Origin of the sequence: Arthrobacter humicola, assembly GCF_022803015.1 — a bacterium.
In the GTDB taxonomy this organism is placed as follows: domain Bacteria; phylum Actinomycetota; class Actinomycetes; order Actinomycetales; family Micrococcaceae; genus Arthrobacter; species Arthrobacter humicola_A.
Window position 1 is genome coordinate 521,487 of sequence record NZ_JAFKON010000002.1, and the last position, 25,549, is coordinate 547,035.

Genomic DNA, 25,549 nt, shown 5'->3' on the forward strand with positions numbered 1-25,549 from the left:
GCTGGCCCCCACACGGCTAGGGGCCGGCGGCAGGGTCTGCGACGACGTCGGCTGGCGCCTTATCCAGGCGCCAGCCGCGCCACACCGGGTGCCGGAGCTTCCCGCTGCCGGTCCATTCTCCGAAGGTGACCTCGCCGACGAGTTTTGCGCTCACCCAGTTGGCGTCTGCCGCGTCAGCGTCCGGCACGTCCCGGAACGGGGAGGTCTTCCGTGGCAGGGCGTCGAGTTGTTGCCTGAGTTCCTTGAGTTCACGGGTGCTGAAGCCGCTGCCCACCCGGCCCACATACCGTAGTTTCGAGCCGTCCGGAATCCCCAGCAGCAGCGAGCCCACGGATTCCCGGCGGCCCCCTTTCCCGGGCCGCCAGCCGCCCACCACCACCTCCTGGGTCCGTTCAACCTTGAGCTTGAGCCAGGACCGGCTGCGCTGGCCGACGTAGCGCCCGTCCCTGCGCTTGGCCATGACCCCCTCAAGCCCGAGCTCGGCGGCGCTTTCCAGGATGTGCGCGACGTCGCCATCGATCACGCCGGAAAGCTCCACCGGGGCGGCGGAAGGGCGGAAGAACTGCTCCAGCCGGCGGCGCCGCTCACTCAGCGGCTGGCGCCGCAGGTCCTCGCCGGCGTCGAAGAGCAGATCGAACAGCATCAGCCGCACGGGCGTCGACTGCTGCGCCCGGGCGACGTCGGCGGCCCTGCTCAGTTTCATCCGGCCCTGCAGCAGCCCGAAGTCGGGCCGGCCGGAGCGGCCGACGGCGATGATCTCGCCGTCGGCGACGAAGCCCTGCTCCGGCCAGCAGGACCGGTCCGTCAGCTCGGGGTAGCTCACTGACATGTCGATGCCATTGCGGCTGATGAGCCGGACCGCCGTTGCGTCGCCGATCACCAGGGCCCGCACACCGTCCCACTTGAGCTCGATCTGCCAGTCCAGGTCCGGGAGGTCGGCCAGGGTCCCGGAGGTGGCCAGCATCGGGCTGAATCCGGAGGCGCCGGGGGCACGTTCGGTGCCGGCGGCGGTTTCCGCTCCGCCCTCGCGGTGGCCGCGGCCGTCCGCTGAGCCGTCCTCCCCGCCGTCGTCGGCTGCCTCGTCGGTGTCTTTCTCCGTGTTGTCCGCTGTGCCGGCCGGGCGCGGCGGGCCGGCACAGCTTTGCGGGGCCGCCGGGTCCATCAGGTGGATCAGCCACTGGTCATCGGCCCGGCCGGTGTGGATCAGGGCGAACCTGCGCGGTCCGCCGAGGCCGCCGCCCTCCGCGCCGGTCAGGGTGGCGATGACCTCCTTGCCCGCGATCCATTTTTCGCATTCGTAGTGTCCGTGGTCCCAGATGCTGACCGTCCCGGCGCCGTACTGGCCCTTGGGAATGTCACCCTCGAAGTCGGCGTAGTCCAGCGGGTGGTCCTCGGTCTGGACCGCGAGGTGGTTCTTGGTTTTGCTGGTCGGGACGCCCTTGGGCAGCGCCCAGGACACCAGCACGCCGTCGCGTTCCAGCCGGAAGTCGTAGTGGAGCCGGCTGGCGTGGTGCTCCTGGATGACGAACTTCTCCCGCCGTGTCCCGCCGTCGTCCCCGGCGTGGTGCCGGTCCGCGGTGAAGGGCTCGGGCGTGGCCGCCCTGTCCCGTTTGGTGCGGTACTTTTCCAGCCGCGGATCGTTGTCGCCGCCGTCGCCGGCCGGCTCGGGAGGGATTTCGGCCCGTCCGCTGAGCCGGTGGTCCGCCTGGCGGTCCGGCGCGTGCGCCGCCGGGGCTCCGGCGCCGTGCCGGCCGCCGGAAACCGGGGCGAACGGATCCTTGCCGGCTGCGACGCGCTTCATCACCTCCTGGAAATCCAGCTGGTGCAGGGACGCGGAACTGAGTTCCCGCCATGTGCGCGGGGCGGCCACCGTCGGCCGGAGCCGGCCGCGCAGCGAGTACGGCACGATGGTGGTCTTGGCGGCGTTGTTCTGGCTCCAGTCCACCAGTACTTTGCCCGTGCGCAGGGTCTTTTTCATGTCGCTGACGGCGAGATCCGGGTGGTCTGCCTCGAGCGAGCGGGCCAGTTCGCGGGCGAAGTCGGAAATCCGGTCCGAGCTCTGGGACCCGTCCAGGGCCGCGTAGAGATGGATGCCCTTGCTGCCGCTCGTCACCGGCACGGGGTCCAGGCCAACGTCCTGCAGGATGGTGCGGGCCAGCCTGGCCACCTCCACGCACTCCGCCAGTCCCGCGCCTTCGCCCGGGTCCAGGTCCAGCACCAGCCGGTCGGGCGGCATGGCGTTGCCGTGGGAGTCAACCCGCCACTGCGGCACGTGGATCTCCAGGGCCGCGATCTGGGCCAGCCAGGTGAGGGTGGCGGGATCATTGACCAGGGGGTATTGGATGGTCCGGTCCTTGTGCGTGATGGCGGCACGGGGCACCCAGCCGGGGGTTGAATGGTCCAGGTTCTTTTGGAAGAACATCTCCCCGGGGGCATCTGCGGTCCCGACGCCGTGGACCCAACGCTTGCGCGTGGCCGGCCGGTTGCGGGCGGCGGGGATCAGCACCGGCGCGACGGCGGCGTAGTAGGCCAGGACGTCGGCCTTGGTGGTGCCAGTCTCCGGGTACATGATTTTTTCCAGGTTGGTGAGCACCAGTTCGCGCCCGTCCACGCGGACGCGTTCCTTACCGTTGGGCAAAACCCTTCACCTCCGCGCAACTGTGATGTTCACTTGATCCATGAGAGCCATCTGGAAAGGCGCAATAGCGTTCGGGCTGGTCAACGTGCCGGTCAAGGTCTACAGCGCCACCGAGGACCACGACATCAGCCTCCACCAGGTCCACAACGCCGACGGCGGCCGGATCCGCTACCAGCGCCGTTGCGAGGTCTGCAGCAAGATCATCGACTACGAGGACATCGACAAGGCCTACGAGGACGACGGCCGCACGGTGGTCCTGACGCGCGACGAGCTCAAGTCCATCCCGGCGGAAAACAGCCACGAAATCGAAGTGGTCCAGTTCGTTCCGGTCGACCAGCTCGATCCGATGATGTTTGAAAAGAGCTACTACCTTGAACCCGACTCCAAGTCGCCCAAGGCCTACGTGCTGCTGCGGCGCGCCCTCGAGGACACGGACCGGGTGGCAATTGTGCAGTTCGCGCTGCGGGACAAGACCCGGCTTGGCGCGCTGAGGATTCGTGACGAGGTCCTGGTGCTGCAGTCGCTGCTGTGGGCCGACGAGGTCCGCGAGGCCAGCTTTCCCGCACTCGAGACTTCCATCCGGATCTCGGCGCAGGAACGCGAGATGTCCGCGGCCCTGGTTGACTCGATGGCCTCCGACTTTGAGCCGGACCAGTTCACGGACGATTACCAGGAGCAGTTGCGCCAGCTGATTGAGGCCAAGCTGGACAAGGGGGAGTCGCTGGACACGGAGGAGACCTTCGGCGCCCCCGCCGAGGCCGGCGAGGGCGAAGTTATCGACCTGATGGAAGCCCTCAAGCGCAGCATCGAGAAAAAGCGCGGCGGTGGGCCGGCGGAGACTCCTGCCGGGGACTCCGGTTCTGCTGCGAAGGCCGCCCCGAGGACCTCCGCCACGACGGCGGCAGCCAAGTCCACAGGCACTAAATCCACGGCCGCCAAGACGGCGGCAACCAGGACTGGTTCCAAGGCAGCGGCGGCTTCCAAGACTGAAGCGGCGCCCAAAGTGACGGCGTCGAAGACGGCGCGAAAGCGTGCCTGAGCCCGGATGCCGGCTGGCGCCGTCGTGCACGTTAATCAGGAGTTCCGCAGGGCGGAGATGAGCTCGCTCTTCTTCTTGGCCGAGTAACCTTTGAGGCCGATCTCTTTGGCGCGTGCCTTCAGCTGCGGCACCGTCCAGTCCTCGTAGTCTCCGGCCTTGCCGCCCTTGCGGCCGACCGAGGAACGGCCCCGCTTGGCGGCGGCGTTGGAGATCCTGGCGGCTTTTTGCTTGGAGGCGCCGTCCTCGAGCAACTTCTCGTAGAGCTCGGGGTCCTTGATGCTGGGGCTCTCTGAGCCTTGGGGCTCGCCTTTCTTCGTTGGCATGGCTGCGCGATCATCTCCTTCGGCCGGGAACCACATGGGCGGCGGCCCGCGGTCGGTGCCGCCGGGGATTCCAAACTAGCCGCGCCGCGGGGCCGTGACAAGCATTTGCTAAGGCCCCTTATAAAAGTTGCCCTGACGGTCCGCCGCCAGAGCAAAGCGGCAGGCAACGCGAAGGCCCGGCCGGCCCCTGATCGGGGGCGGCCGGGCCAACTGAAGCTGCCGGTGTTCCGGCGCGGGGCCGGAAGGCGGGGCTATTCGGCGTCGTGATCCGTCTCAAGGATCTGCACGAGGCGGTCAAGTGCGGCGTCGGCGCCTTCGCCTTCGGCACGCAACACCACAACTTCGCCGTGCGATGCGCCGAGGCTCATCAGCGACAGGATGCTGGCGGCGTCCATCGCCTCGTCCTCGGGCTCGCCCAGCCGGGCAATCGTGATCTCGAGGTTGTCGAACTCGCCTGCAGCCTCGGCGAAGATGGCGGCCGGACGGGCGTGCAGCCCGACCCGGCTGGCAATGGTGGCGTTACGTTCGGTCATTTCTGCTCCTTGAAGTCAGCTTGGGTGTTTGTCAGCTGTGAGTATCTGCTGGGAAAATCGTCCTGGTTCAGGCGGCTACGGGAACCGTTTCCACCGTATCAACCGGCTTCTTGACTGCCCAGCGCTTGAGCCCGATCACGGCGAAGGCGCCGACAACGGTACCGGCCGCAATGGCGATGCAGAACCACAGGAACGAATCGATCGCGAAGAAGACGAAGATTCCGCCGTGGGGGGCCTTCGAGCCCACGCCGGCCGCCATCGAGATGGCACCGGTCACGGCGCCGCCGAGCATGCTGGCGGGGATGACGCGGAGCGGGTCCGCGGCGGCGAACGGGATGGCGCCTTCGGTGATGAAGGAGGCCCCCAGCAGCCAGGCAGCCTTGCCGTTTTCCTGTTCCGCCAGGCTGAAGAGCCTCTTGTTCAGCACGGTCGCGGCCAGTGCCATGGCCAGCGGCGGGACCATGCCGGCGGCCATGACGGCCGCCATGATCTGCCACGGGGCCTGGTTGGTGATGGAGGCTGCGCCCAGGCCGGCGACTGCGAAGGAATAGGCAACCTTGTTGACGGGACCGCCGAGGTCGAAGCACATCATCAGGCCCAGGATGACGCCCAGGGCGATGGCGCTGGCACCGGTGAGGCCGGAGAGGAACTCGTTGAGCCCGACAGTGACCCGGGCGATGTAAGCGCCCAGGAACACGAACAACAGGCCCGACGCCGCGAGCGACGCCACGAGCGGGATAACGACCACCGGCATCAGTCCGCGCAGCCAGCGGGCCACATGGAGCTTGCCGATCGAATGGGCCACGTAGCCGGCGATCAGGCCGCCCACGATGCCGCCGAGGAACCCGGCACCCATGAAGACGGCAACGGCGCCGGAAACGAAGCCCGGGGCGATGCCGGGCCGGTCAGCAATGGCGTAGGCGATGTAGCCGGCCAGCGCGGGTACGAGGAAGCCCAGGGACAGGGCGCCGATCTTGAAGAGCACGGCCCCCAGGTAGGCGCCCAGCGGGCCCCAGGCCAGTTCCGGGTACGCGGTGGGCAAGTTCGTGAGGCTGTTCTCCGCCAGGATCTTGTCCGCGAAGGCGGTGATGTTGTAGCCACCCAGCAGGAAGCCGAGGGCGATCAGCAGACCGCCGCCAGCCACGAACGGGATCATGTAGCTGACACCGGTCAGGAGGGCCTTCTTGAGCTTCGTGCCGATGTGCTCACTCTTTTCCTCGGCGGCCATCTCGGCCTGCTCCTCGGCGCCGAAGTGGGGCACGCGGTGGGCGTGCGGGTTGTCCGCTGCGGCGAGAGCCTCGGCGACCATCTTGTCCGGTTCGTCGATGCCGCGCTTGACCGGCGCGTTGATCACCGGCATGCCGGCGAAGCGCTCCTTGCCGCGCACGTCCACGTCCACGGCGAAGATCACGGCATCGGCGGCGGCGATCACGGCGGGGTCGAGGGCCTTGGCGCCGGAGGATCCCTGGGTTTCGACCTGCAGGTCCACGCCGACCTCCTTGGCCGCGGCGACGAGCGAGTCGGCGGCCATGTAGGTGTGGGCGATGCCGGTGGGGCACGCGGTGACGGCGACGAGGCGCTTGGGCCCCTTGGCCTTCGCCGCGCCGGCACCTTCACCGGTTGCGGCCGCCGCGGCTGTGGCGCCGGCCGCGGATGCGGCGCCGGTCGCTTCGGCTGCGGTGTGGGCGGCCGGCTTGTCCGCCAGGGCGGCGTCGACGAGGTCGACAATTTCCGCCTGGGAGGTCGCGGCACGCAGGCTGGCCGTGAAGTCCTTTTTGATCAGCGACCGCGCCAGCTTCGAAAGCAGCTTCAAGTGGTCCTGGTCCGCGCCCTCGGGAGCGGCGATGAAGAAGATGATGTCTGCGGGCCCGTCCTTGGCGCCGAAGTCGACCGGCTGGGACAGCCGCGCCATCGCCAGGGTGGGTTCGGTGACCGCCGTCGAACGGCAGTGCGGGATCGCGATGCCGCCCGGGACGCCCGTGGCGGTCTTGGATTCCCGGGCGAAGGCGTCGGCGAAAAGCCCTTCGGCCTCGGTGGCGCGTCCGGTGGCTGCAACCCTGCCTGCCAGATGCCGGATCACGTCCTCGGGCGAGCTGCCCAGATTCTGGTCGAGCTCGACCAGTTCGGTAGTAATGAGCTGTGTCACTGTCAATCCTTCCGGAGGGCCGTGATGGTTACGGCATCAGGGGTGGTTTGGTTGACTGCCGGGACAGTGGAGCCAGGCAGGGAAGCGGCGGCGGCACCATGGGCCACCGCCTGACGGAGGCAATCGACCGGGGCGGCGCCCTGGCTGGATGCGAGCAGGTATCCGGCCAGCGAGGAATCGCCGGCGCCGACAGTGCTGACCGCGGTGACCGGCGGGTGCGTGGCCAGCCACGCGCCGTCGGCCGTCACAAGAACGGCACCCTTGGAGCCGAGGGTGGCCAGTACGGCACCCACTCCGGAGCGCACGACGGCGGAGGCGGCAGCTGCTGCAGCCTCCGGGTCCGCTTCGAGCTCCTCGGCGGACTTGTTCGTGGCGAAACCGGCTGCGGCAGCCAGTTCCACCAGTTCCTCGGCGTTGGGTTTCAAGAGGTCCGGTTTTCCCGAGGTGTCGCCGGAGACCGCTGCGGCGAGGGGTTCGCCGGATGAATCGACGGCAACCCGTGGTGCGGCCTCGCCGTCGAACAGGGACCGCAGCCGCCGGGTGACGGTTGCGTAGAAGTCGGCCGGGACCCCGGGTGGGAGCGAGCCGGCCAGGACTACCCAGGCGGCACCGCGGGCGTGGTCCAGCAGCAGGCTGATCAGGGCCTCCTGCTGCTCCTCGCTGAGCGCCGGTCCGGGTTCGTTGATCTTGGTGGTGACGCCGCCGGGCTCGGTGAGGGCCACGTTGCTGCGCAGCGGCTCGCCAATCGGCAGGGCCGCGAACGGAACGTCGGTCTCCCGCAGGCCGGTGAGGACGGGGTCGGCCTCGGCGCCGGGGAGAACGGCGACTGTCTTCAGCCCCGACGCGACGAGGGCGCGCGAGACGTTGACTCCCTTGCCGCCGGATTCCTGGCGGACGGAGATGGCCCGCTGAACTTCCCCGCGGAGGAGGGGGCCGGGCAGCGCCACGGTGCGGTCCAGGCTGGGGTTGGCGGTGAGGGTGACAATCACGCGACCACCACCTCCACTCCGGCTTCCGCAAGGGCGTCGGCGAGTTCCCGGCTGGGCTGCGAGTCTGTGATCACGGTGTCCAGATCTTTCAACGAGGCGAACTGGACCAGCGTTTCCGCGTCCAGCTTGGAGGAGTCAGCCAGCACCACAATGCGGCGCGCTGATTGGACGAAGGCAGCCTTGACAGCGGCTTCTTCAGGATCGGGTGTGCTCAGCCCGAAGGCTGCATGGATGCCGTTGGTGCCGATGAAGGCGATGTCCGGGCGGATCCGGCGGGCGGCTTCCACCGTGGACTGGCCGACGGCGGCCTGGGTCAGGCCGCGGACCTTGCCGCCGAGCAGGTGCAGGGCGATTCCGGGTCCGCCGGACAGCCGGGACGCGATGGGCAGGGAGTGGGTGATGACGACGAGTTCGGCGTCGGACCCAGATGCCGGAACGGTGCCCTGTGCGGCGGCTCCGGCGGCCCGGGCGGACAGGAGTTCGGCGAGGGCCTCCGTGGTGGAGCCGGCGTCGATCAGGATGCTGCCGGTGAGGCCCTGGGGAATGAGGGCCAGAGCGGCCTCGGCGATCCGGGTCTTTTCGGGCTGCCGCTGGACGGTCCGTTCCAGGATGCTTTCTTCCGTGGTGCTGAAGCGGTCCGGGGAGACCGCGCCGCCGTGCACCCGGCGGACGCTTCCGGAAGCTTCCAGGGCGGCGAGGTCCCGGCGGATGGTTTCGGTGGTGATGCTGAAGCGCTCGGCCAGGTCCGTGACACTGGCCCGCCCGCTGGCGTAGATGAGCCCCACGATCAGCTGCTGGCGTTCTTCGGCGAACACTTACCCTCCATTGCGTACTGCGTCTGACTTGGCTTTCGTTCTTGCCGTGCGTTGGGCTGGAAATGCGCCCCGGCCGCTTCGGTGACTCCCGTCACATGAAGTGGAATTGTTTGACTTTATCTTTGTTCTTGTTGGTTTGTCAATGAAAAACCACATGAACGCAGAAGGGTGGGCTTTCGCCGCGGGACATGCCCAGTGTTCGGGCCGGGCGCCGGGGGACATGTCCAGTGTTCGGGCCGGGGAGTGGGCACTTGGGGGATATGTCCAGGGGCCGCTGCGGGGGCTGGGCATGTGCCGCACTTGGGGTGGTTGCGGGCCGGGCGCCGGGGGACATGTCCAGTGTTCGGGCCGGGGAGTGGGCGCTTGGGGGATATGTCCAGGGGCCGCTGCGGGGGCTCTGCATGTGCTGCGGTTGGGGTGGTTGCGGGCCGGGCGCCGGGGGACATGTCCAGTGTGCGGACCGGGGAGTGGACCCGGATGGCGGAAGCCGGGCCCGACCTCGAGGTCCGGCCCGGCTTCCGGGTCGTTGGATTCCGCGCCGCTTAGTGGGTGCGGGGAAATCTCAGATGCCTGCGTCGCGGCTCTCATTGCGGGTGATGGTCTCGCCGGTGTTGGGGTCCACTACGGTGCGGCTTTCGCTTACCCGGCGCGTGCGGCCCCGTCCTTGGCCGGCGAGGACGAGAGAAGCGATGAGTCCAATCACGCCGACCGCCATCAGGATGTAGCCGATCATGGCCTGGTTCACATTGGGGATCAGCCCCGGGGCGACAGCCCAGGCGAGGATGGCGCCGATGGCGATGAGGAAGATTGCGGAACCGATTCTCATAACGTGCTCCTTGATGCCCGGGGGCGGACTGATGATGGTAAGCATGCTGTCCAGCGTCACGCTACAACCCCGCCCCGGCTGTTTCAATGAAGCGCCCTCCGCCCCGCGGGGAAATTTCCGCGCCGGTTTCGGCCCGCCGCGCCTTTTCCGGACGGATGCGCCACGGATCCGGGGGGCGGAGGTCCGCTTACGCCGCGGAAACCGCGGAGCGCGGCCCGTGCGTGGCGGGACGCGTGGCGGTGCTGGATAGGCTGAGCCAATGGAGACGGTGATCTGGTCGAAACCCGAACACGAACGCGGCGGCACCCCGCTGCTGGTGATGCTGCACGGCTACGGTACGGACGAATTCCGCATGTCCAAGCTGTTCGCTTCCCTGCCGCCCGAGTTCAGTTGCGCCGCCCTGCGTGGACCCAAGGACATTGGAGACCACTACGGCTGGTTCCTGCTGGACTATTTCCTCACCCACGACTTTGCCGACGTCATCGCCTCCACGAACGCGGTCTTCGCCTGGATCGAGTCGGTCAAAGCCCGGCACAGCAGCGTCAGCCTGTTCGGATTTTCGCAGGGGATGGCGATGGCCAGCACGCTCCTGCGGCTCCGGCCGGAACAATTCCGCGCAGCTGTGGGGCTCTCGGGTTTTGTCCTGGACAACGAACTGCTGGCGATGAGCGAATCGTTCACCGCCCGGCCGCCGTTCTTTTGGGGCCGGGACAAGGGCGACGTCGTCATCAACGACGCCGCTACCGAGCACACCGAGGCGTGGCTGAACCGGAATACCCAGCTCACGGCCAGGACCTATCCGGGCATGGGCCACACGATTTCGAAGGCCGAACTCGTGGACGTCGGTGCGTTCCTGCGGCACTACGTCCTGCGCTGACCGGGCGCTGACCAAGGCACTGCGTCCTGCGTGACCAAGGCGCTGACCAGGGCGCCGGCCGGGCCCTGCCAACCCCCGGCCATGCGGGCCTGCCAACCAGTCCCCAGTCCGCTGCCAAACTCCGGATCATCCACTTGCATGCCAAATATGTAAGCGCTTACAATCGACCTCGGCCATGAACACCGGGCCCACTACTTCGGGGGAAGAAAGGGCTGAGCCCGTGCCGCAGGCCAACACCCCGCGCGTGAGAATCCAGGACGTCCCCGCGCTTCCCGGACTCTCCATCTGCACCGTCTCATCCGGACCTCGTGCTCGACGCCGGCTCCGGCATCGAAGGCGGCCGGCTGGCCATGGTGGAGCCTGTGGAAAACCCCGGGATGCCGTCCGCGATCCTCGCTGGTTGCGACGGGACAGCCTGCTGTGCGCTCATGGCCATGCGGGAGCCCGGTTTGTCAGCGCCGGAAAACGTGTCCATCATAGGAATAGACGATCATCAGATGAGTTGGTTCCTGGGCCTGACCACAATTGCCCAGCCACTGGCCGACCAGGGCGCGTTCTCGGCCAACCTGCTGATTGAAAGACTTCATCGCTCAGGACTTGCCAATCCGCCGCCTGCCAGTCCGCCGTCGAACCATCTGCCGGACACCACATTGGTAGAGCGCGCCGGCACACGCCGACGCTGATCCGCACGGCGTCCGACGCCGGAACGGCCCCAAACGAGCAGCCCTGAACTGCCTGCCTTAGACCATCGCTTTGACCAAACCGTCTTGCCTGCCCGTCGTCTGAAAGGACCTCGACTCATGACTGTAGTTCCCGACACCTCCGGCCTCGCCGGTGCGCTCTCCGGTGCAACCGCCATCCTTTTTGACCTCGACGGCGTCCTGACCCCCACCGCCGTGGTGCACGAGCACGCCTGGAAGCAGCTCTTTGACGGCTTCCTGGCCTCGGTCCCCGGTGCTGAGCCGTACCGTGAGAGCGACTATTTCGATCACATCGACGGCAAGCCGCGGTTTGACGGCGTCCGGGACTTCCTGGCCTCCCGCGGGATTGTGCTGCCCGAGGGCCCGGTGAACGACGAGCCCGCGCATGACACGGTCCACGGACTCGGCAACCGCAAGAACAAGGTCTTCAACGACATCGTCGAGGCCGGCGGAGTCCAGCCGTACGAGGGCTCCGTCCGGCTGGTTGAGGCCGCGCTGGCCCGCGGGCTCAAGCTCGCCGTCGTCTCCTCTTCCCGCAACGCCCCTGCCGTGCTGAAGGCTGCCGGCCTGTCCGACTACTTCCCGGTGGTGGTCGACGGCGTCGTCGCCGTCGCCGAGGGACTGCCCGGCAAGCCCAGCCCGGCCACCTACGAATACGCCGCGCGGCTCTTGGGCCTGCCGAGCCAGGAGTGCGTCGTGGTGGAGGATGCCGTCTCCGGCGTCCAGGCCGGCAGCGCGGGAGACTTCCGCTCGGTGATCGGCGTCGACCGCGGCGCCGGCCGGCAGACCCTGCTCGACGCCGGGGCCACGGTCGTGGTCAACGACCTCGCCGAACTGCTCTAGCCCGGCCCGCTCACCCCACCACCCGGCCCACTGCCCACTCCCGCCGAAGGAACCCCCCAAACCATGGCTCTCATCACCTCGGACCGCGCCCGGTTCCCCAACGATCCCTGGCAGCTGGTCGAGACCGTTCACCTCCCCGGCAATGCCGGCACCCTGGAGACCCTGTTCAGCCTCGGCAACGGGCACCTGGGCATCCGCGGCGCGCACTGGGGTGCCGCGGACGCCGAACTTCCGGGCAGCTTCATCAACGGCTTCCACGAGACCTGGGACATCAAGCACGCGGAAAACGCGTACGGCTTCGCCCGCACCGGCCAGCGGATCCTCTACGTCCCGGACGCCAACAACTTCACCGTCATCATCGACGGCGAGCCGCTGAGCCTGGAGGAGTCCACCGTGCTGGACTACCGCCGCTCGGTGGATTTCGCCACGGGTATCTACGAGTGCCGGATCACCTGGCAGTGCCGTTCCGGTGCGACCGTGACCACCACCGAACGGCGCGCCGTCGGTTACGCAACCCGAGGGGCGCTGGGCATCAGCCTCGAATTGGCGGCTGACCGGGATATCTCCGCGGACGTCACGTCCTCGGTCATCAACCGCCAGGACCAGCCGGTGGAGGACCACTCCGCCCATGATCCGCGCCGCGCCGGCCGGCACGCCGGCCGTGTGCTGCTGCCCCTGCGTCTCGACGGCGGGGACGGCTCCCTGCGCCTGTCCTGGGAAGCCTCGGAATCCAAGCAGCGGCTCGGGATGGCCGTGGATCACTGGACCTCGGCCGGCGTGCAGCCGTTCGACACCCAGGTGGACCAGGACGACAGCAGCGTGCGCTACGTGCTCGCCGTCAGCGCGGACGCACCGTTCCTGCTGGAGAAGAGCGTCAGCTACGCCGTGGGCCAGGCCGCCGAGGACCTCGCCGACAGCGCCGAAGCCAGCCTCAAGCCGGTCAGCGAGATCTTCGCCGAGAGCGAGGACCACTACCGCGCCTACTGGAGCACGAGCGACATCGTCCTGGCGGGCCAGACCGAGCTCCAGCAGGGCGTGCGCTGGAACCTCTTCCAGCTCGCGCAGGCCACGGCCTGCGCCGATGTGGCCGGCATCCCGGCCAAGGGCGTGTCCGGCTCCGGCTACGACGGCCACTACTTCTGGGACCAGGAGGTGTACCTGCTGCCCTACCTGACCTACACCAACCCGGGCAACGCCCGCCAGGTCCTGGAATTCCGCCACGACCTCCTGCCCGAGGCGAAGATCCGCGCCAAGGAACTCAGCGTCGACGGCGCCCTCTTCCCCTGGCGCACCATCAACGGACTCGAGGCCAGCGCCTACTACGCGGCCGGCACAGCACAGTTCCACATCGCCGCCGCGATCGCCTTCGCGACAAACCGGTACATCTGGGCCAGCGGGGACACCGAGTTCCAGGCCACCCTGGGCTCCGATCTGCTGATCGAGACTGCACGGATGTGGGTCTCACTCGGCTTCTTCGGCAAGGACGGACTGTTCCACATCCACGGCGTCACGGGCCCCGACGAGTACACCGCCGTCGTCAACGACAACCTGTACACGAACGTCATGGCGCGCTTCAACCTGCGCGCCGCGGCGGCGCTGGACCACCCGGAGATCGACGACGCCGAACGCCAGCTCTGGGAGCAGGCAGCCAACCGCATGCAGCTGCCCTACGACGAGGACCTCCAGGTCCATTCCCAGGACAACGACTTCATGACGCTGGAACCGTGGGACTGGACCACGCCCCGGTCCAAGTACCCGCTCCTGCTGCACTTCCACCCGTTGGTGATCTACCGGCACCAGGTCCTTAAGCAGGCCGACACCGTGCTGGCCATGTTCCTGCAGTGGCAGGACTTCACCGCCGAGGAAAAGCGGCGCGCCTTCGATTTCTACGATCCCATCACCACGGGCGACTCCACGCTGTCCGCCTGCGTCCAGGGCATCATGGCGGCCGAGGTCGGCTACGGGAAGGCCGCGCTGGACCACTTCACCCACGCCCTGTTCATCGATCTCGACGACACCCACGGCAACACGATCGACGGCGTCCACATCGCGTCCACCGGCGGCGTGTGGAGCTCGCTGGTCAGCGGCTTCGCCGGGCTGCGGGACCAGGGCGCGGTGCCGTACTTCGATCCCCGGCTGCCTGCCGAATGGGACGGCCTCGAGTTCCACCTGAAGATCCAGGGCAGGCTCCTGCACATCGGGCTGGAACAGGATTCGATCAGCCTGACCGTCCGTGACGGCGCGCCGCTGGAGATCGACGTGCGCGGGGAACTGCTCACCGTCGATGGCGACCCGGTCCGGGTCCCGCTGGCACCCGTCACGGTTCCGGAGCCGACCGTCTTCCCCAGCGGCCTCCCGACGGCGTCGATCCCGGTGGTGCGCGCCGCAGTCTAAACCGGGCCGGGCTGTCCTGGTCCGGAGGATTCGGCAGGGGTCGGGGCGTCGGCGGGCTCCTCACCGCCGGCGAGGGGGTGGGCCAGTTCATCGGCCGGCATCCGCGCCACGACCATCGCGACGACGGCCATCGCCGGGCACACGGTCCCGGCGACGAGGAAGATCAGCCACACCGGCAGCACCTCGGCGGCCGGCCCGGCGAGTGCCATGGAGACCGGCATGAGGGCCAGGGATACAAAGAAGTCCAGGCTCGAGACGCGGCCCAGCAGATGCGGCGGCACCCGGCGCTGGAGCAAGGTTCCCCAGATCACCATGCCCACGCCGCCGGTGGCGCCGAAGATGAAGAGGGCGGCGGCCAGGGCCCAGAAACTGTCCATGATTCCGACGGCGGCGATCGGCAGGCTTCCCGCTCCCCAGGACACCATCATCACGGTGAGGTAGCGGCGCGGGAGGGGAAAAGAAGCCGTGGCCAGCGAGGCTGCGGCACCGCCCACGCCCATGATGGCGAGCAGGAAACCGAACATGCGCGCGTCCCCGCCGAGCTGGTCCCGGACCACGAAGGGGATCAGGACCTCGATGGGGCCGATCAGGAACAGCACCGAAATGCAGGCCCAGAGCAGGGTCCACAGCAGCCAGGGCGTCCGGACGGTGTAGCTGACGCCCTCGCGGAGATCGTGGCGCAAGGACGTCTTGGCCCGCGACTGGCCAGATTCGGTAGCCTCTCCGCTGACCGGGACCCCTGCCGCGGGCTGGCGGTGGAGGAGGTTCAGGATGCAGAAGGCCACCAGATGGCAGGCCGCCACTCCGGTGACGGCGTAGGCGGGGGACAGGGCCGCCACCAGGATGCCCGCAACGGCCGGTCCGGCGGCCTGCTGCAACAGCGGCCGCATGGTGCCTTCCAGGCCGTTGGCCGCCAGCAGGTCCTCGGGCGGCAGGATCCGCGGCAGGATGGCGGAGTAGGCCGGGAAGAAGAACGCAGCCCCGACGCCGAGCACGAAGGCCCCCAGCGCGAGATGCCACAGCTCGAGCAAGCCGGCCAGGGCCAGCCCGCTGACAGCGGCAACGACGGCGAGGTTGGCGCCCTCGACCGCGATGATCAGGAGCCGCTGGGGCAAACGGTCCGCGGCGATGCCGCCGGCCAGCAGAAACGTCACCAGCCCGACGCTGCCCGCCGCGGCCACGACCGAAAGCTCCAGCGGTCCGCCGCCCAGGTGGATCACCTCGTAGACCATCGCGACGGCCCACATCCCGGAACCGAAGATGGAGATGGCCAGCGCCGTGATCAGCACGCGGTACTCCCGGTGCGCGAAGGGGCGGAGGGCTCGCAGGGCGGGCATGGGCCCAGTCTAGTAGCCAGCCGCGCGGCCGGGCTGAGACCCCTCCGGGGCGCAGCGGCGACCCCGCCTGCCTGCCCGTGTGTAGTGTTAAGTGCACTTAGTTTTATGGTTCCGACGAGAGGCGATCATGGCCAAGCGCAGCAACCCGGCAATGAAGATTGCCCAGGAAACAGCCCACAGCGCGATGTTCGACGCCGCAGGCCAGCCCCGGCCCGGCCTGCACAAGGTGCTCCTGCGGGCGGTTGAAGTCCAGCGGCCGCTGGTGCTGGCCAATATCCGCAGGCTTCAGCGCAGGCATCCGCACGCCACCGCGGCGCAGCTCGCCGCCATCCTGGAGCGCGACTACCTGCTGGCCGTCACCGGCGGCGGTGCGCTGGTCGGCGGGGCTGCCGTGATTCCGGGCGTCGGAACTGCGGCCGCACTGGGTCTCTCGGCCGCCGCAGCAGTCGGATTCCTCGAAGCCACCGCACTGTATTCCACGGCTCTTGCTGAACTGCACGGGATCCGGATGGTGGACCCGGACAGAGCCAGCACCCTGGTCATGGCGGTCATGCTGGGCGAGGAAGGCACCCAGCTGCTGAGCTCGCTGAGCGGACAGGCCGCGGGCCGGGGCAAGGGGCCCACCCAGGCGTGGACCGCGGCCTTCACCCGCCGCGTCCCTCTCGCCGGCTTCGGTACAGTGCGGGCCAAGATGCAGACGATGTTCCTGCGCTCCCTGCTCAAGACCCAGGGCACAGCCTGGCTGGGCCGTGCCCTGCCCTTCGGTATCGGCGCCGTCGTAGGCGGCGTGGGCAACCGGGTGATGGGCCATGCGGTGGTCGCGAACGCCAAGGAAGCCTTCGGGCCCATCCCGGACACGATTCCGGGAGAACTGCAGGCCCTTGCGGAAACCACCGGCCCGGCCGCGCTCTACGAAACTTCCCTGGACGCGCAGCCGGACGGCGGCGCCCAGGGCGGCGGCGCTCCGAAGACTTCAACGAAGGACGGCGCCACGTTTTGGATCTGAACACTGACCTGGGGGAGTCCTTCGGGACCTGGACCAAGGGCGCCGACGCCGCGATGTTTCCGCTGGTCACGAGCGCCAGCGTGGCCTGTGGGATGCACGCCGGGGACCCTGTGACCATGCTGGACACCTGCCGGGCGGCGTACGAGCTCGACGTCAACGTCGGTGCCCACATCGGCTACCCAGACCTGGCCGGCTTTGGCCTGCGCTCGCTGGATATGACCTTTGACGATCTCTTCGGCCTGGTCCTCTACCAGCTCGGGGCGCTCGACGGCGTCGCCCATGCCGTGGGCGCCTCGGTGGATTACGTCAAGCTGCACGGGGCGCTCTACGACCGCACCGTGCACGACGGCGAGCAGGCCTCCGCCGTGATCGCCGCTATCCAGGCCTACGATCCCGGACTGCCCGTCCTCGGCTTCCCCGGCTCAGCCCTGCTGGAAATCGCCAAGGAAGCCGGGCACCCCGTCTTCTCCGAGGCCTTCGCCGACCGTGCCTACTTCCCCGACGGCACCCTCGTGCCGCGCACCGAGGTGGGGGCGGTGATGCTCGACGCCGGACAGGTTGCCGAGCGGGCGGTCAGGCTCGCCACAAAGGGCGAAATCGAGGCCGTCGACGGCACCGTGCTCCGAATTGAGCCGCAGTCGCTGTGCCTCCAGGGCGACACCCCCGGCTCCGTTGCCGCGGCGACCGCGATCCGTGCGGCGCTGGAGGCTGCCGGCGTCGAGCTGGAAAGCTTCGCCTGAACCGCTGGCCCTGACCCGCTGGCCCTGAACTGCGGGGCCGGCCGGGCAGCTCCCGGGCCGCCCGGACCCGGGGCTGCCACAGTGTCCTAAGGCCCTGTTCCGGCCAGAAGGGGCACCCTAGCTTGAAGGAATGACTGCCGGAGACGCGGCGGGGCTGGACGGGCGCGCCTCGGATGCAATGTTGAAGCTGGGCCGATTCTTTACGAAATGGGACCAGACCGACGACGGCAGGGCGGTGTTCCGCGAGGGTGGCCGCAAGGGCGACATCTTCTACCGGGACCGCTGGAGCCACGACAAGGTGGTCCGGTCCACGCACGGGGTGAACTGCACCGGCTCCTGCTCCTGGAAGGTGTACGTCAAGGACGGCATCATCACCTGGGAATCCCAGCAGACTGACTACCCCTCCGTGGGCCCGGACAGCCCGGAATACGAGCCGCGGGGCTGCCCGCGCGGCGCGGCCTTCTCCTGGTACACCTATTCGCCCACCCGGGTGCGTTTTCCGTATGCGCGGGGCGTCCTCGTCGAGATGTACCGCGAGGCCAAGGCCCGGCTGGGTGACCCGGTGCTGGCCTTTGCCGACGTCGTGGGCGACCCCGCGCGGCGCCGCCGCTACCAGCAGGCCCGCGGCAAGGGCGGCCTGGTGCGGGTCTCCTGGCAGGAGGCGATCGAAATCGCCGCCGCCGCGCACGTGAACACCATCAAGGCGTACGGCCCGGACCGCTGTGCCGGCTTCTCGCCCATCCCAGCGATGTCCATGGTCTCGCACGCCGTGGGGACCCGCTTCATCCAGCTGATCGGCGGGGTGATGACTTCCTTCTACGACTGGTACGCAGACCTCCCCGTGGCCAGCCCACAGGTGTTCGGGGACCAGACCGACGTCCCGGAATCGGGGGACTGGTGGGACGCCCGGTATCTGATGATGTGGGGATCCAACGTCCCCGTCACCCGCACCCCGGACGCGCACTGGATGGCCGAGGTGCGGTACCGCGGCACCAAGGTGGTCACGGTCAGCCCGGACTACGCGGACAACACGAAGTTCGCCGACGAATGGCTCCCCGCGCAGGCCGGAACCGACGCCGCGCTGGCCATGGCGATGGGGCACGTCATGCTCAAGGAATTCTTCGTCGACCGTGAGGTGCCGTTCTTCGCCGACTACGTCCGCCGGTACACCGACCTGCCGTTCCTGGTCGGTCTCGAACGGCGCGACGACGGCACGCTGACACCGGCCAAGTTCCTCACCGCCCGGGACCTCCCGGCCGAGTCGCTAACTGAGGACGCCGCGTTCCGCACCGTCCTGTTCGACAAGAAAACCGGGCTGCCGGCGGTCCCCAACGGCTCGATGGGCTTCCGCTACTCAGAGAGCGGCGAGGGCAAGTGGAACCTGGACCTCGGAGCGATCGAACCGGCGCTGTCCCTCCGGGAAGTGTCAACGGAAAGCGCCGAGATCCTGCTGCCGTGCTTCGAGGACGCCGGCGGGGACGGCAGCGTGCTCCGCCGCGGCGTGCCCGTCCTGGAGGTGGAAGGCCAGCTGGTCACCACCGTCTTCGACCTCATGCTGGCCCAGTACGGGGTCGGCCGCGACGGGCTCCCGGGGGACTGGGCCGCCGGCTACCAGGACGCAGCGACACCCTATACGCCGGCCTGGCAGGAGGAGATCACCTCCGTCCCGGCGCAGGCCTGCATCCGGGTGGCCCGCGAATTCGCCCGCAACGCCGAACAGTCCAAGGGCCGGTCCATGATCATCATGGGCGCCGGGATCTGCCAGTGGTTCCACGGCGACACCACCTACCGGGCGGTGCTGGCCCTGGTGATGCTGACCGGCTGCATGGGCCGCAACGGCGGCGGCTGGGCGCACTACGTCGGCCAGGAAAAGACCCGGCCGGTCACCGGCTGGCTGTCGCTGGCCAACGCGCTGGACTGGTCCCGGCCGCCGCGGACCATGATCGGCACCGGCTACTGGTACATGCACACGGACCAGTGGCGGCAGGACGGCTACTGCGCGGATGCGCTGAAGTCCCCGCTCTCCACCGGGGCCCTGGACGGCATGCACACCGCGGACGCCCTCGCCCAGTCCGCGCGGCTGGGCTGGATGCCGTTTTACCCGCAGTTCGACCGGAACCCGCTGGACCTCGCGGACGAAGCCGGGGCGGCCGTCGCCGCCGGCACCGCGACGGATGCCGCCGGCTACATCGCCGATGCCCTGAAGAGCCGCACCCTGAACCCGGCGATCGAGGACGTGGACGCCCCGGAAAACTGGCCGCGGACCCTCGTGCTGTGGCGCTCCAACCTGTTCGGTTCCTCGGCCAAGGGCAACGAGTACTTCCTGCGGAACCTGCTGGGAACCCACAACAATGTCCTGGGCCAGGACCATGCCGAGGGGCTCAAGCCCAAGGATGTGAAATGGCATGAGCAGGCGCCGGAAGGGAAGCTGGACCTGCTGGTTTCCGCGGACTTCCGGATGACCTCCACCACCCTGCTGTCCGACGTCGTGTTCCCGGCCGCCACCTGGTACGAAAAGCACGACCTGTCCTCCACCGACATGCACCCGTTCGTGCACGCCTTCACCCCCGCGATTGACCCGCCGTGGGAGACCAAGACGGACTTCGACACCTTCCACCTGCTGGCCCAGGAGTTCTCCCGGCAGGCCAAAACCCACCTCGGCGTCCGCCGGGACCTGGTGAGCGTGCCGCTGCAGCACGACACGCCCGGCCAGCTGGCCCAGCCCGGCGGGATTGTGCGGGACTGGCGGGACACGTCCGTCCCCGCGGTCCCGGGTCAGAACATGCCCATTTTTTCCGTCGTCGAACGGGACTACACCGCCATCGCGGACAAGCTCGCCGCCGTCGGGCCGCTGGCGGACAAACTGGGCTTCACGGTCAAGAACGTCACGTACAAACTTGCCGGGCCGTTGGACCGGCTCAGCCGTTCCAACGGGGTGATGCTTGGCGGTGCCGCGGACGGCCGTCCCGCGATCGACACGGACGCGAAGATGGCCGAGGCCATCCTGGCGTTCTCCGGCACCACCAACGGGGCGCTGGCCGTGCAGGGATTCAAGGACCTGGAAATCCGCACCGGGAGGAAACTGGCGGACCTGGCCGAGGGCTCCGAAGAAAAATTCATCACTTTCGCCCAGACCCAGGCCGGCCCGGTTCCGGTGATCACCTCGCCGGAATGGTCCGGCTCCGAGACCGGCGGCCGGCGCTATGCGCCCTTCACCATCAACGTCGAGCGGCTCAAGCCCTTCCACACGCTGACCGGCCGGATGCACTTCTTCCTGGACCACGACTGGATCCGGGACATTGGCGAGGCGCTGCCGATCTACCGGCCGCCGCTGGACATGCACCGGCTCTTCGGCGAGCCCAAACTCGGCCAGGACGGGAAACTGGAGGTGGTGGTCCGCTACCTGACCCCGCACTCCAAGTGGTCCATCCACTCCGAATACCAGGACAACCTGCTGATGCTCTCGCTCTCCCGAGGCGGCCCGACCGTCTGGATGAGCCCGGCCGACGCGGCGGCCATCGAGGTCAAGGACAACGACTGGGTGGAGTGCCTGAACATCAACGGCGTCCTGGTGGCCCGGGCCATCGTCAGCCACCGGATGCCGGCCGGCGTGGTCTATGTGCACCACGCGCAGGAACGCACCATTGACGTGCCCAAGTCCGAGGCCACCGGGCGGCGCGGCGGCATCCACAACTCCGTGACCCGGCTGCTGGTCAAGCCCTCTCACCTGATCGGCGGCTACGCCCAGCTCGCCTACGCGTTCAACTACCTTGGCCCCACCGGAAACCAGCGCGACATGGTGGCCACCGTCCGGCGTCGTTCCCAGGAGGTGCAGTACTGATGCGCGTCATGGCCCAAATGGGCATGGTCATGAACCTGGACAAATGCATCGGCTGCCACACCTGTTCCGTGACCTGCAAGCAGGCCTGGACCAACCGTGCCGGCACCGAATACGTCTGGTTCAACAACGTCGAAACCCGCCCCGGGCAGGGCTATCCGCGCCGCTACGAGGACCAGGAGAAGTGGCACGGCGGCTGGGCGCTGAACAAGCGCGGGAAGCTGGTGCTCAAGGCCGGCGGCCGGGTCAAGAAGCTCTTCGGGATCTTCGCCAGCCCGGTCCAGCCCGAGCTCAAGGACTACTACGAGCCATGGACCTACGACTACAAGACCCTCGTTGACGCGCCCCTGGGCGACGATTTCCCGGTTGCCCGGCCCAAGTCCCTGATCACCGGGGAGGACACCAAGATCACGTGGTCCGCGAACTGGGACGATGACCTCGGCGGCTCCGCCGAGAACGGCCACCTGGACCCGATCGTGGAGAAGGTCCGGCGGGAATCCGAGGACAAGATCAAGTTCGCGTACGAACAAACCTTCATGTTCTACCTGCCGCGGATCTGCGAGCACTGCCTGAACCCGTCCTGCATGGCTTCCTGCCCCTCCGGCGCGATCTACAAGCGGGTGGAGGACGGGATTGTGCTGGTGGACCAGGACAAATGCCGCGGCTGGCGCCAGTGCGTCACCGGCTGCCCCTACAAGAAGATCTACTTCAACCACAAGACCGGCAAAGCCGAGAAGTGCACCTTCTGCTACCCGCGGGTGGAGGTGGGGCTCCCGACAGTCTGCTCCGAGACCTGCGTGGGTCGGCTGCGGTACCTGGGGCTGTTCCTGTACGACGCCGACGCCGTCACCGCGGCGGCCGCCGTCACGGACCCCCGGGAACTCTACGACGCCCAGATGGACGTGCTGCTGGACCCGAACGACCCCGCCGTCCAGGCCGAGGCCCGGGCCCAGGGCATCCCCGAAGACTGGATCGACGCCGCCGGGCGCTCGCCGGTCTACGCCCTGGCCAAGGTCTACAAGGTGGCGCTGCCGCTGCACCCGGAATACCGGACCATGCCGATGGTCTGGTACGTGCCGCCGCTCTCACCCGTGGTGGACCTGCTGCGCGACCAGGGCCACGACGGCGAGGACACCGGCAACCTTTTCGGCGCCATCGACGCGCTGCGCATCCCGGTGGAATACCTCGCTGAACTCTTCACCGCCGGCGACGCGGACCGGGTCACCGCGGTGCTGAAGAAGCTCGCCGCCATGCGCTCCTTCATGCGCGGCATCAGCCTCGGCAACGACCCGGACGACGCCATCCCGGAGGCCGTGGGGATGGACAGCCAGAGCATGTACGAGATGTACCGACTGATGGCGATCGCGAAATACGAGGAGCGCTACGTCATCCCGAAGGCCCACGTGGAACAGGCCCACGACCTCGAGGAAATGGGCTGTTCGCTCGACTTCGAGGGCGGCCCCGGCATGCAGGATACCGCTCACTTCGGCGAAGCCAGCGGCCGGCCCGTCCCCGTGGCGGTGGAAACCTTCAACGCCCTCCGGGACCGGCAGACCTCCGGCTCCGCGCCCGGCGAAACCACACTGCGCGGCAGGGTGAACCTGCTGAACTGGGACGGCACCGGAGCGCCCTCCGGGCTTTTTCCGGAAAAGGCGTTGCTTCCGGAAAAACCGCCTCCGGAGAAACCGCCGCCGCCGAAACCGGCGGCCCCCGCGGAATCCCCTCCGGCGGGGGAGCAGCCATGACCCGCCGCCAGCAGGTCCTCTACCTCGCTGCGGCCTGGTGCCTGTCCTACCCTGACGAGGAACTGACCGGCCGGGTCCCGCTGATGCGGGCCGCTCTGGCAGAGTTCCCCGGCGCCACGGCGGACTTCGTTGCAGTCCTGGACCAGCTGGAGTCCACGCCGCCGATCCAGCTCCAGTCCCAGTACGTGCGCGAGTTCGACCTCGGAAAGCGCCACGCCCTGCACCTTTCCTACTGGACTGACGGGGACACCCGGCGCCGCGGCGAGGTTCTGGGCAACTTCAAGAAGACCTACCGGCAAAGCGACATCCTGGTGGACACCCACGGCGAACTGCCCGACTACCTCCCGATGGTCCTCGAATACGCCGCGCTGGTGGACCTGGCGGCCGGCCGCGAGCTGCTGACGCGCTTCCGGGCGAGCCTGGAGATGCTCCGCTTCGGGCTGCTCCGGGACCAGCTGCCGCACGCCCGGATCCTGCAGGCCGTCTGCGCCACGCTGCCCGGGAAATCCCCGGCGGACGAGCAGGCCGTCATGCGGATGGCCGGCTACGGCCCGCCCACCGAGGCCGTGGGCCTGGACCCGTACGATCCGCGCCTGCTGCCCGTGAAGGGGGCCTGAGCATGCTGGCATTCGAAGCGGAACCCGGATCCGCCGTCGGACTCTCCGCACTGGACATCGTGCTGTGGGGCGTTCTCCCGTACGTCATGGTGGTGGTTTTGGTCGGCGGGCTTCTCTGGCGCTACAAGTACGACCAGTTCGGCTGGACCACGAGGTCTTCCCAGCTCTATGAGTCCAGGCTGCTGAGGATTGCGTCCCCGTTGTTCCACTTTGGCCTGCTCGCCGTAATCGCCGGTCACTTCTTCGGCCTGGTCATTCCGATGGGCTGGACCCAGGCGGCCGGGATGAGCCAGGAGTTCTACCACTTCAACGCCCTGCTGGTCGGCGGAATCGCCGGGGTCGGAACGCTGGGCGGGATCCTCCTGCTGATCTACCGCCGCCGGACCACCGGGCCGGTCTTCATGGCCACCACCGGCAATGACAAGACCATGTACGTAGTGCTCACCGCGGCCATTGTGTTCGGGCTGTGGACCACCTTGGCGAGTGTCTTCGAGGGCGAGCACGGGCACAATTACCGCGAGACCGTGGCCCCGTGGTTCCGCTCGCTGTTCATCTTCCAGCCCGACATCGCGGCGATGGCCGCGGCGCCGTTCTCCTTCCACCTGCACACCCTGGTAGGCATGGCGCTGTTCGTGATCTGGCCGTTCACGCGCCTGGTCCATGCCTTCACGGCCCCGTTCCACTACCTCTTCCGCCCCTACATCGTCTACCGCTCCCGGGACCGGGAAACCGGTGGGGCCGGGGCCAAAGGCACAGCCGGCGCTGCCGGCGCCCGGAGCTCCACGGCCGGCGCGCGGCGGGGCTGGTCCGCCGTCGGAACCCGGGACCGGGACACCAGGAACCGGTGACCCGGTGCCATCGCTGAAGCTGAGTTGCTGAACTGCTTGTTGACCAAGGAAGGAGACCGCCGTGGCCGGAGCAATGTTCCCGCCCGTTGCCGCCCCTGCGGGCCGGGCGCTCAATCTGACGCTCGCCACCTCGACCTCCGTGGTGTGCTTCTGGGCCTGGAACTCCATCGCCACGCTGAGCGCGTTCTACACCCAGCACCTGCACCTCAATCCGGCCACCACCGGCGTGCTCGTGGCCATGCCCGTCTTCGTCGGCTCGCTGGGGCGGATCGTCGTCGGCGCCTTGACGGACAAGTACGGCGGCCGCGCCATGTTCACTTTTGTCCTGCTGGCCTCCATCGTCCCGATCCTGCTGGTGGCCGTCGGCGGTAGCCTCGACTCCTTCGCCGTAGTGCTGGCTGCCGGCGTGCTGCTGGGGGTCGCCGGAACCGTCTTCGCCGTCGGGATCCCCTTCGTCAGCGCTTGGTACGAGCCCGCCCGGCGGGGTTTCGCCACCGGCGTCTTCGGCGCGGGCATGGGCGGAACGGCCCTGGCCGCCTTCCTGAACCCCCGGCTTGTCGCCGCCATCGGCTACGTTCCCACCCACCTGCTGATCGCCGCGATTCTGGCGGTCATGGCCGCCATCATCTGGTTCCGAATGAAGGAGGCGCCGGGCTGGACCCGCAGCAACGCGCCCGTGATGCCCAAGCTGATCGACGCCGCGAAGACCCCGGTCACGTGGAAGCTGTGCTTCCTCTACGCAGTCCTCTTCGGTGGCTTCGTTTCCTTCGCCACGTATCTGCCCACGTACCTCCGGGATGTCTACAGCTTCGATCCCAGCGCCGCCGGCGCCCGCACCGCGGGGTTTGCGCTCGCCGCCGTGCTGGCGCGCCCGGTGGGCGGCGTACTCGCCGACAAGATCGGTCCCAAGCCCGTGGTGATCGCCGCCCTCGCCGGCGTCGCTGTCCTCGCCTGGGTGGTGAACCTGCAGCCCGACGGCGATGTCCCCGCCGGCCTGACGTTCGTCGCCATGGCGGCGGCGCTGGGCCTGGGCACGGGCGGGGTGTTCGCCTGGGTGGGGGTCCTCGCGCCGGAGGGCAAGGTCGGCAGCATCAGCGGGGTGGTCAGCGCGGCCGGCGGCCTGGGCGGCTACTTCCCGCCGCTGATCATGGGCGCCACCTATGACGCCGCGGCGCACAGCTACGCGATCGGGCTGCTGCTGCTAGTCGCCACAGCGCTCGCGGCGCTGGTCTTCACCATCTTCGCCATGCACGGCAGGACCAAGGCCAAGGTCGCGGCCGCCTAGCGCAGCCCA

Annotated in this window: 20 protein-coding genes; 12 read left to right on the forward strand and 8 right to left on the reverse strand. The window is 68.5% G+C overall.

The annotated features are described in order from the left end of the window. Positions 1-16: 16 nt before the first annotated feature. Positions 17-2,569, reverse strand: coding sequence for an ATP-dependent DNA ligase (locus ARTB_RS07385; protein ID WP_439954101.1), 2,553 nt, complete (start codon positions 2,567-2,569; stop codon positions 17-19). A gap of 109 nt (positions 2,570-2,678) precedes the next feature. Here ARTB_RS07385 and ku point away from each other — a divergent pair, with 109 nt between their 5' ends. Continuing rightward, a complete protein-coding gene (gene ku, locus ARTB_RS07390; RefSeq protein WP_243178352.1) occupies positions 2,679-3,677 on the forward strand; it encodes a non-homologous end joining protein Ku in 999 nt (332 codons plus the stop codon). A gap of 35 nt (positions 3,678-3,712) precedes the next feature. Here the strand turns inward: ku and ARTB_RS07395 are convergent, their stop codons facing one another. The 6 genes from ARTB_RS07395 to ARTB_RS07420 all read right to left on the reverse strand — a co-directional run bounded on the left by ARTB_RS07395 (position 3,713) and on the right by ARTB_RS07420 (position 9,309). Next, the gene (locus ARTB_RS07395) at positions 3,713-4,000 is read right to left on the reverse strand and encodes a DUF7218 family protein (RefSeq protein ID WP_043436005.1); all 288 of its coding nucleotides are present in this window, start codon (positions 3,998-4,000) and stop codon (positions 3,713-3,715) included. 251 nt (positions 4,001-4,251) lie between these two features. Next, the gene (locus tag ARTB_RS07400) at positions 4,252-4,533 is read right to left on the reverse strand and encodes an HPr family phosphocarrier protein (protein WP_018774864.1); all 282 of its coding nucleotides are present in this window, start codon (positions 4,531-4,533) and stop codon (positions 4,252-4,254) included. A 67-nt stretch (positions 4,534-4,600) separates the two neighbouring features. Beyond that, positions 4,601-6,679, reverse strand: a complete 2,079-nt coding sequence (locus ARTB_RS07405) for a PTS fructose transporter subunit IIABC (RefSeq protein WP_243178353.1) — start codon at positions 6,677-6,679, stop codon at positions 4,601-4,603. A gap of 2 nt (positions 6,680-6,681) precedes the next feature. Continuing rightward, a complete protein-coding gene (locus ARTB_RS07410) occupies positions 6,682-7,668 on the reverse strand; it encodes a 1-phosphofructokinase family hexose kinase (protein WP_028276591.1) in 987 nt (328 codons plus the stop codon). After that, complete coding sequence (locus ARTB_RS07415; protein ID WP_028276590.1) at positions 7,665-8,483, reverse strand: DeoR/GlpR family DNA-binding transcription regulator; 819 nt, start codon at positions 8,481-8,483, stop codon at positions 7,665-7,667. Before ARTB_RS07415 ends, ARTB_RS07410 begins: the two co-directional genes overlap by 4 nt. 562 nt (positions 8,484-9,045) lie before the next feature. Further along, the gene (locus ARTB_RS07420; RefSeq protein ID WP_243178354.1) at positions 9,046-9,309 is read right to left on the reverse strand and encodes a DUF6458 family protein; all 264 of its coding nucleotides are present in this window, start codon (positions 9,307-9,309) and stop codon (positions 9,046-9,048) included. 259 nt (positions 9,310-9,568) lie between these two features. Here ARTB_RS07420 and ARTB_RS07425 point away from each other — a divergent pair, with 259 nt between their 5' ends. From ARTB_RS07425 to ARTB_RS07440, 4 genes are all read left to right on the forward strand, one after another. After that, the gene (locus tag ARTB_RS07425; RefSeq protein WP_243178355.1) at positions 9,569-10,186 is read left to right on the forward strand and encodes an alpha/beta hydrolase; all 618 of its coding nucleotides are present in this window, start codon (positions 9,569-9,571) and stop codon (positions 10,184-10,186) included. Between the two features lie 308 nt (positions 10,187-10,494). Next, entirely contained in the window at positions 10,495-10,869 is a 375-nt protein-coding gene (locus tag ARTB_RS07430; protein WP_243178356.1) for a substrate-binding domain-containing protein, read from the forward strand. A 117-nt stretch (positions 10,870-10,986) separates the two neighbouring features. After that, positions 10,987-11,730, forward strand: coding sequence for an HAD family hydrolase (locus tag ARTB_RS07435; protein WP_223914646.1), 744 nt, complete (start codon positions 10,987-10,989; stop codon positions 11,728-11,730). Positions 11,731-11,793: 63 nt separating this feature from the next. Next, positions 11,794-14,124 (forward strand): glycoside hydrolase family 65 protein, encoded by a 2,331-nt coding sequence (locus ARTB_RS07440; RefSeq protein ID WP_243178357.1) that lies wholly within the window; start codon positions 11,794-11,796, stop codon positions 14,122-14,124. Here the strand turns inward: ARTB_RS07440 and ARTB_RS07445 are convergent. Continuing rightward, positions 14,121-15,461, reverse strand: coding sequence for an MFS transporter (locus ARTB_RS07445; protein ID WP_243178358.1), 1,341 nt, complete (start codon positions 15,459-15,461; stop codon positions 14,121-14,123). The genes ARTB_RS07440 and ARTB_RS07445 overlap by 4 nt on opposite strands. A 127-nt stretch (positions 15,462-15,588) precedes the next feature. Between ARTB_RS07445 and ARTB_RS07450 the strand changes: the two genes are divergently transcribed. The 7 genes from ARTB_RS07450 (at position 15,589) to ARTB_RS07480 (ending at position 25,540) form a co-directional block, all read left to right on the forward strand. Continuing rightward, positions 15,589-16,467: a hypothetical protein gene (locus tag ARTB_RS07450; RefSeq protein WP_243178359.1), complete on the forward strand. Its 879-nt coding sequence runs from the start codon at positions 15,589-15,591 to the stop codon at positions 16,465-16,467. Further along, the gene (locus ARTB_RS07455; RefSeq protein WP_243178360.1) at positions 16,458-17,207 is read left to right on the forward strand and encodes a LamB/YcsF family protein; all 750 of its coding nucleotides are present in this window, start codon (positions 16,458-16,460) and stop codon (positions 17,205-17,207) included. Before ARTB_RS07450 ends, ARTB_RS07455 begins: the two co-directional genes overlap by 10 nt. 130 nt (positions 17,208-17,337) lie before the next feature. Beyond that, positions 17,338-21,048: a nitrate reductase subunit alpha gene (locus ARTB_RS07460; protein ID WP_243178361.1), complete on the forward strand. Its 3,711-nt coding sequence runs from the start codon at positions 17,338-17,340 to the stop codon at positions 21,046-21,048. Continuing rightward, positions 21,048-22,790, forward strand: a complete 1,743-nt coding sequence (narH, locus tag ARTB_RS07465) for a nitrate reductase subunit beta (RefSeq protein ID WP_243178362.1) — start codon at positions 21,048-21,050, stop codon at positions 22,788-22,790. Before ARTB_RS07460 ends, narH begins: the two co-directional genes overlap by 1 nt. Next, positions 22,787-23,407: a nitrate reductase molybdenum cofactor assembly chaperone gene (gene narJ / locus ARTB_RS07470; protein ID WP_243178363.1), complete on the forward strand. Its 621-nt coding sequence runs from the start codon at positions 22,787-22,789 to the stop codon at positions 23,405-23,407. The genes narH and narJ overlap by 4 nt, the downstream gene beginning before the upstream one ends. A gap of 2 nt (positions 23,408-23,409) precedes the next feature. Continuing rightward, positions 23,410-24,255 carry a respiratory nitrate reductase subunit gamma gene (narI, locus tag ARTB_RS07475; RefSeq protein WP_243178364.1) on the forward strand — a complete coding sequence of 282 codons (846 nt, stop codon included), beginning with the start codon at positions 23,410-23,412 and terminating at the stop codon, positions 24,253-24,255. A 73-nt stretch (positions 24,256-24,328) separates the two neighbouring features. Then, complete coding sequence (locus ARTB_RS07480; protein WP_243178427.1) at positions 24,329-25,540, forward strand: MFS transporter; 1,212 nt, start codon at positions 24,329-24,331, stop codon at positions 25,538-25,540. Positions 25,541-25,549 lie beyond the last annotated feature (9 nt).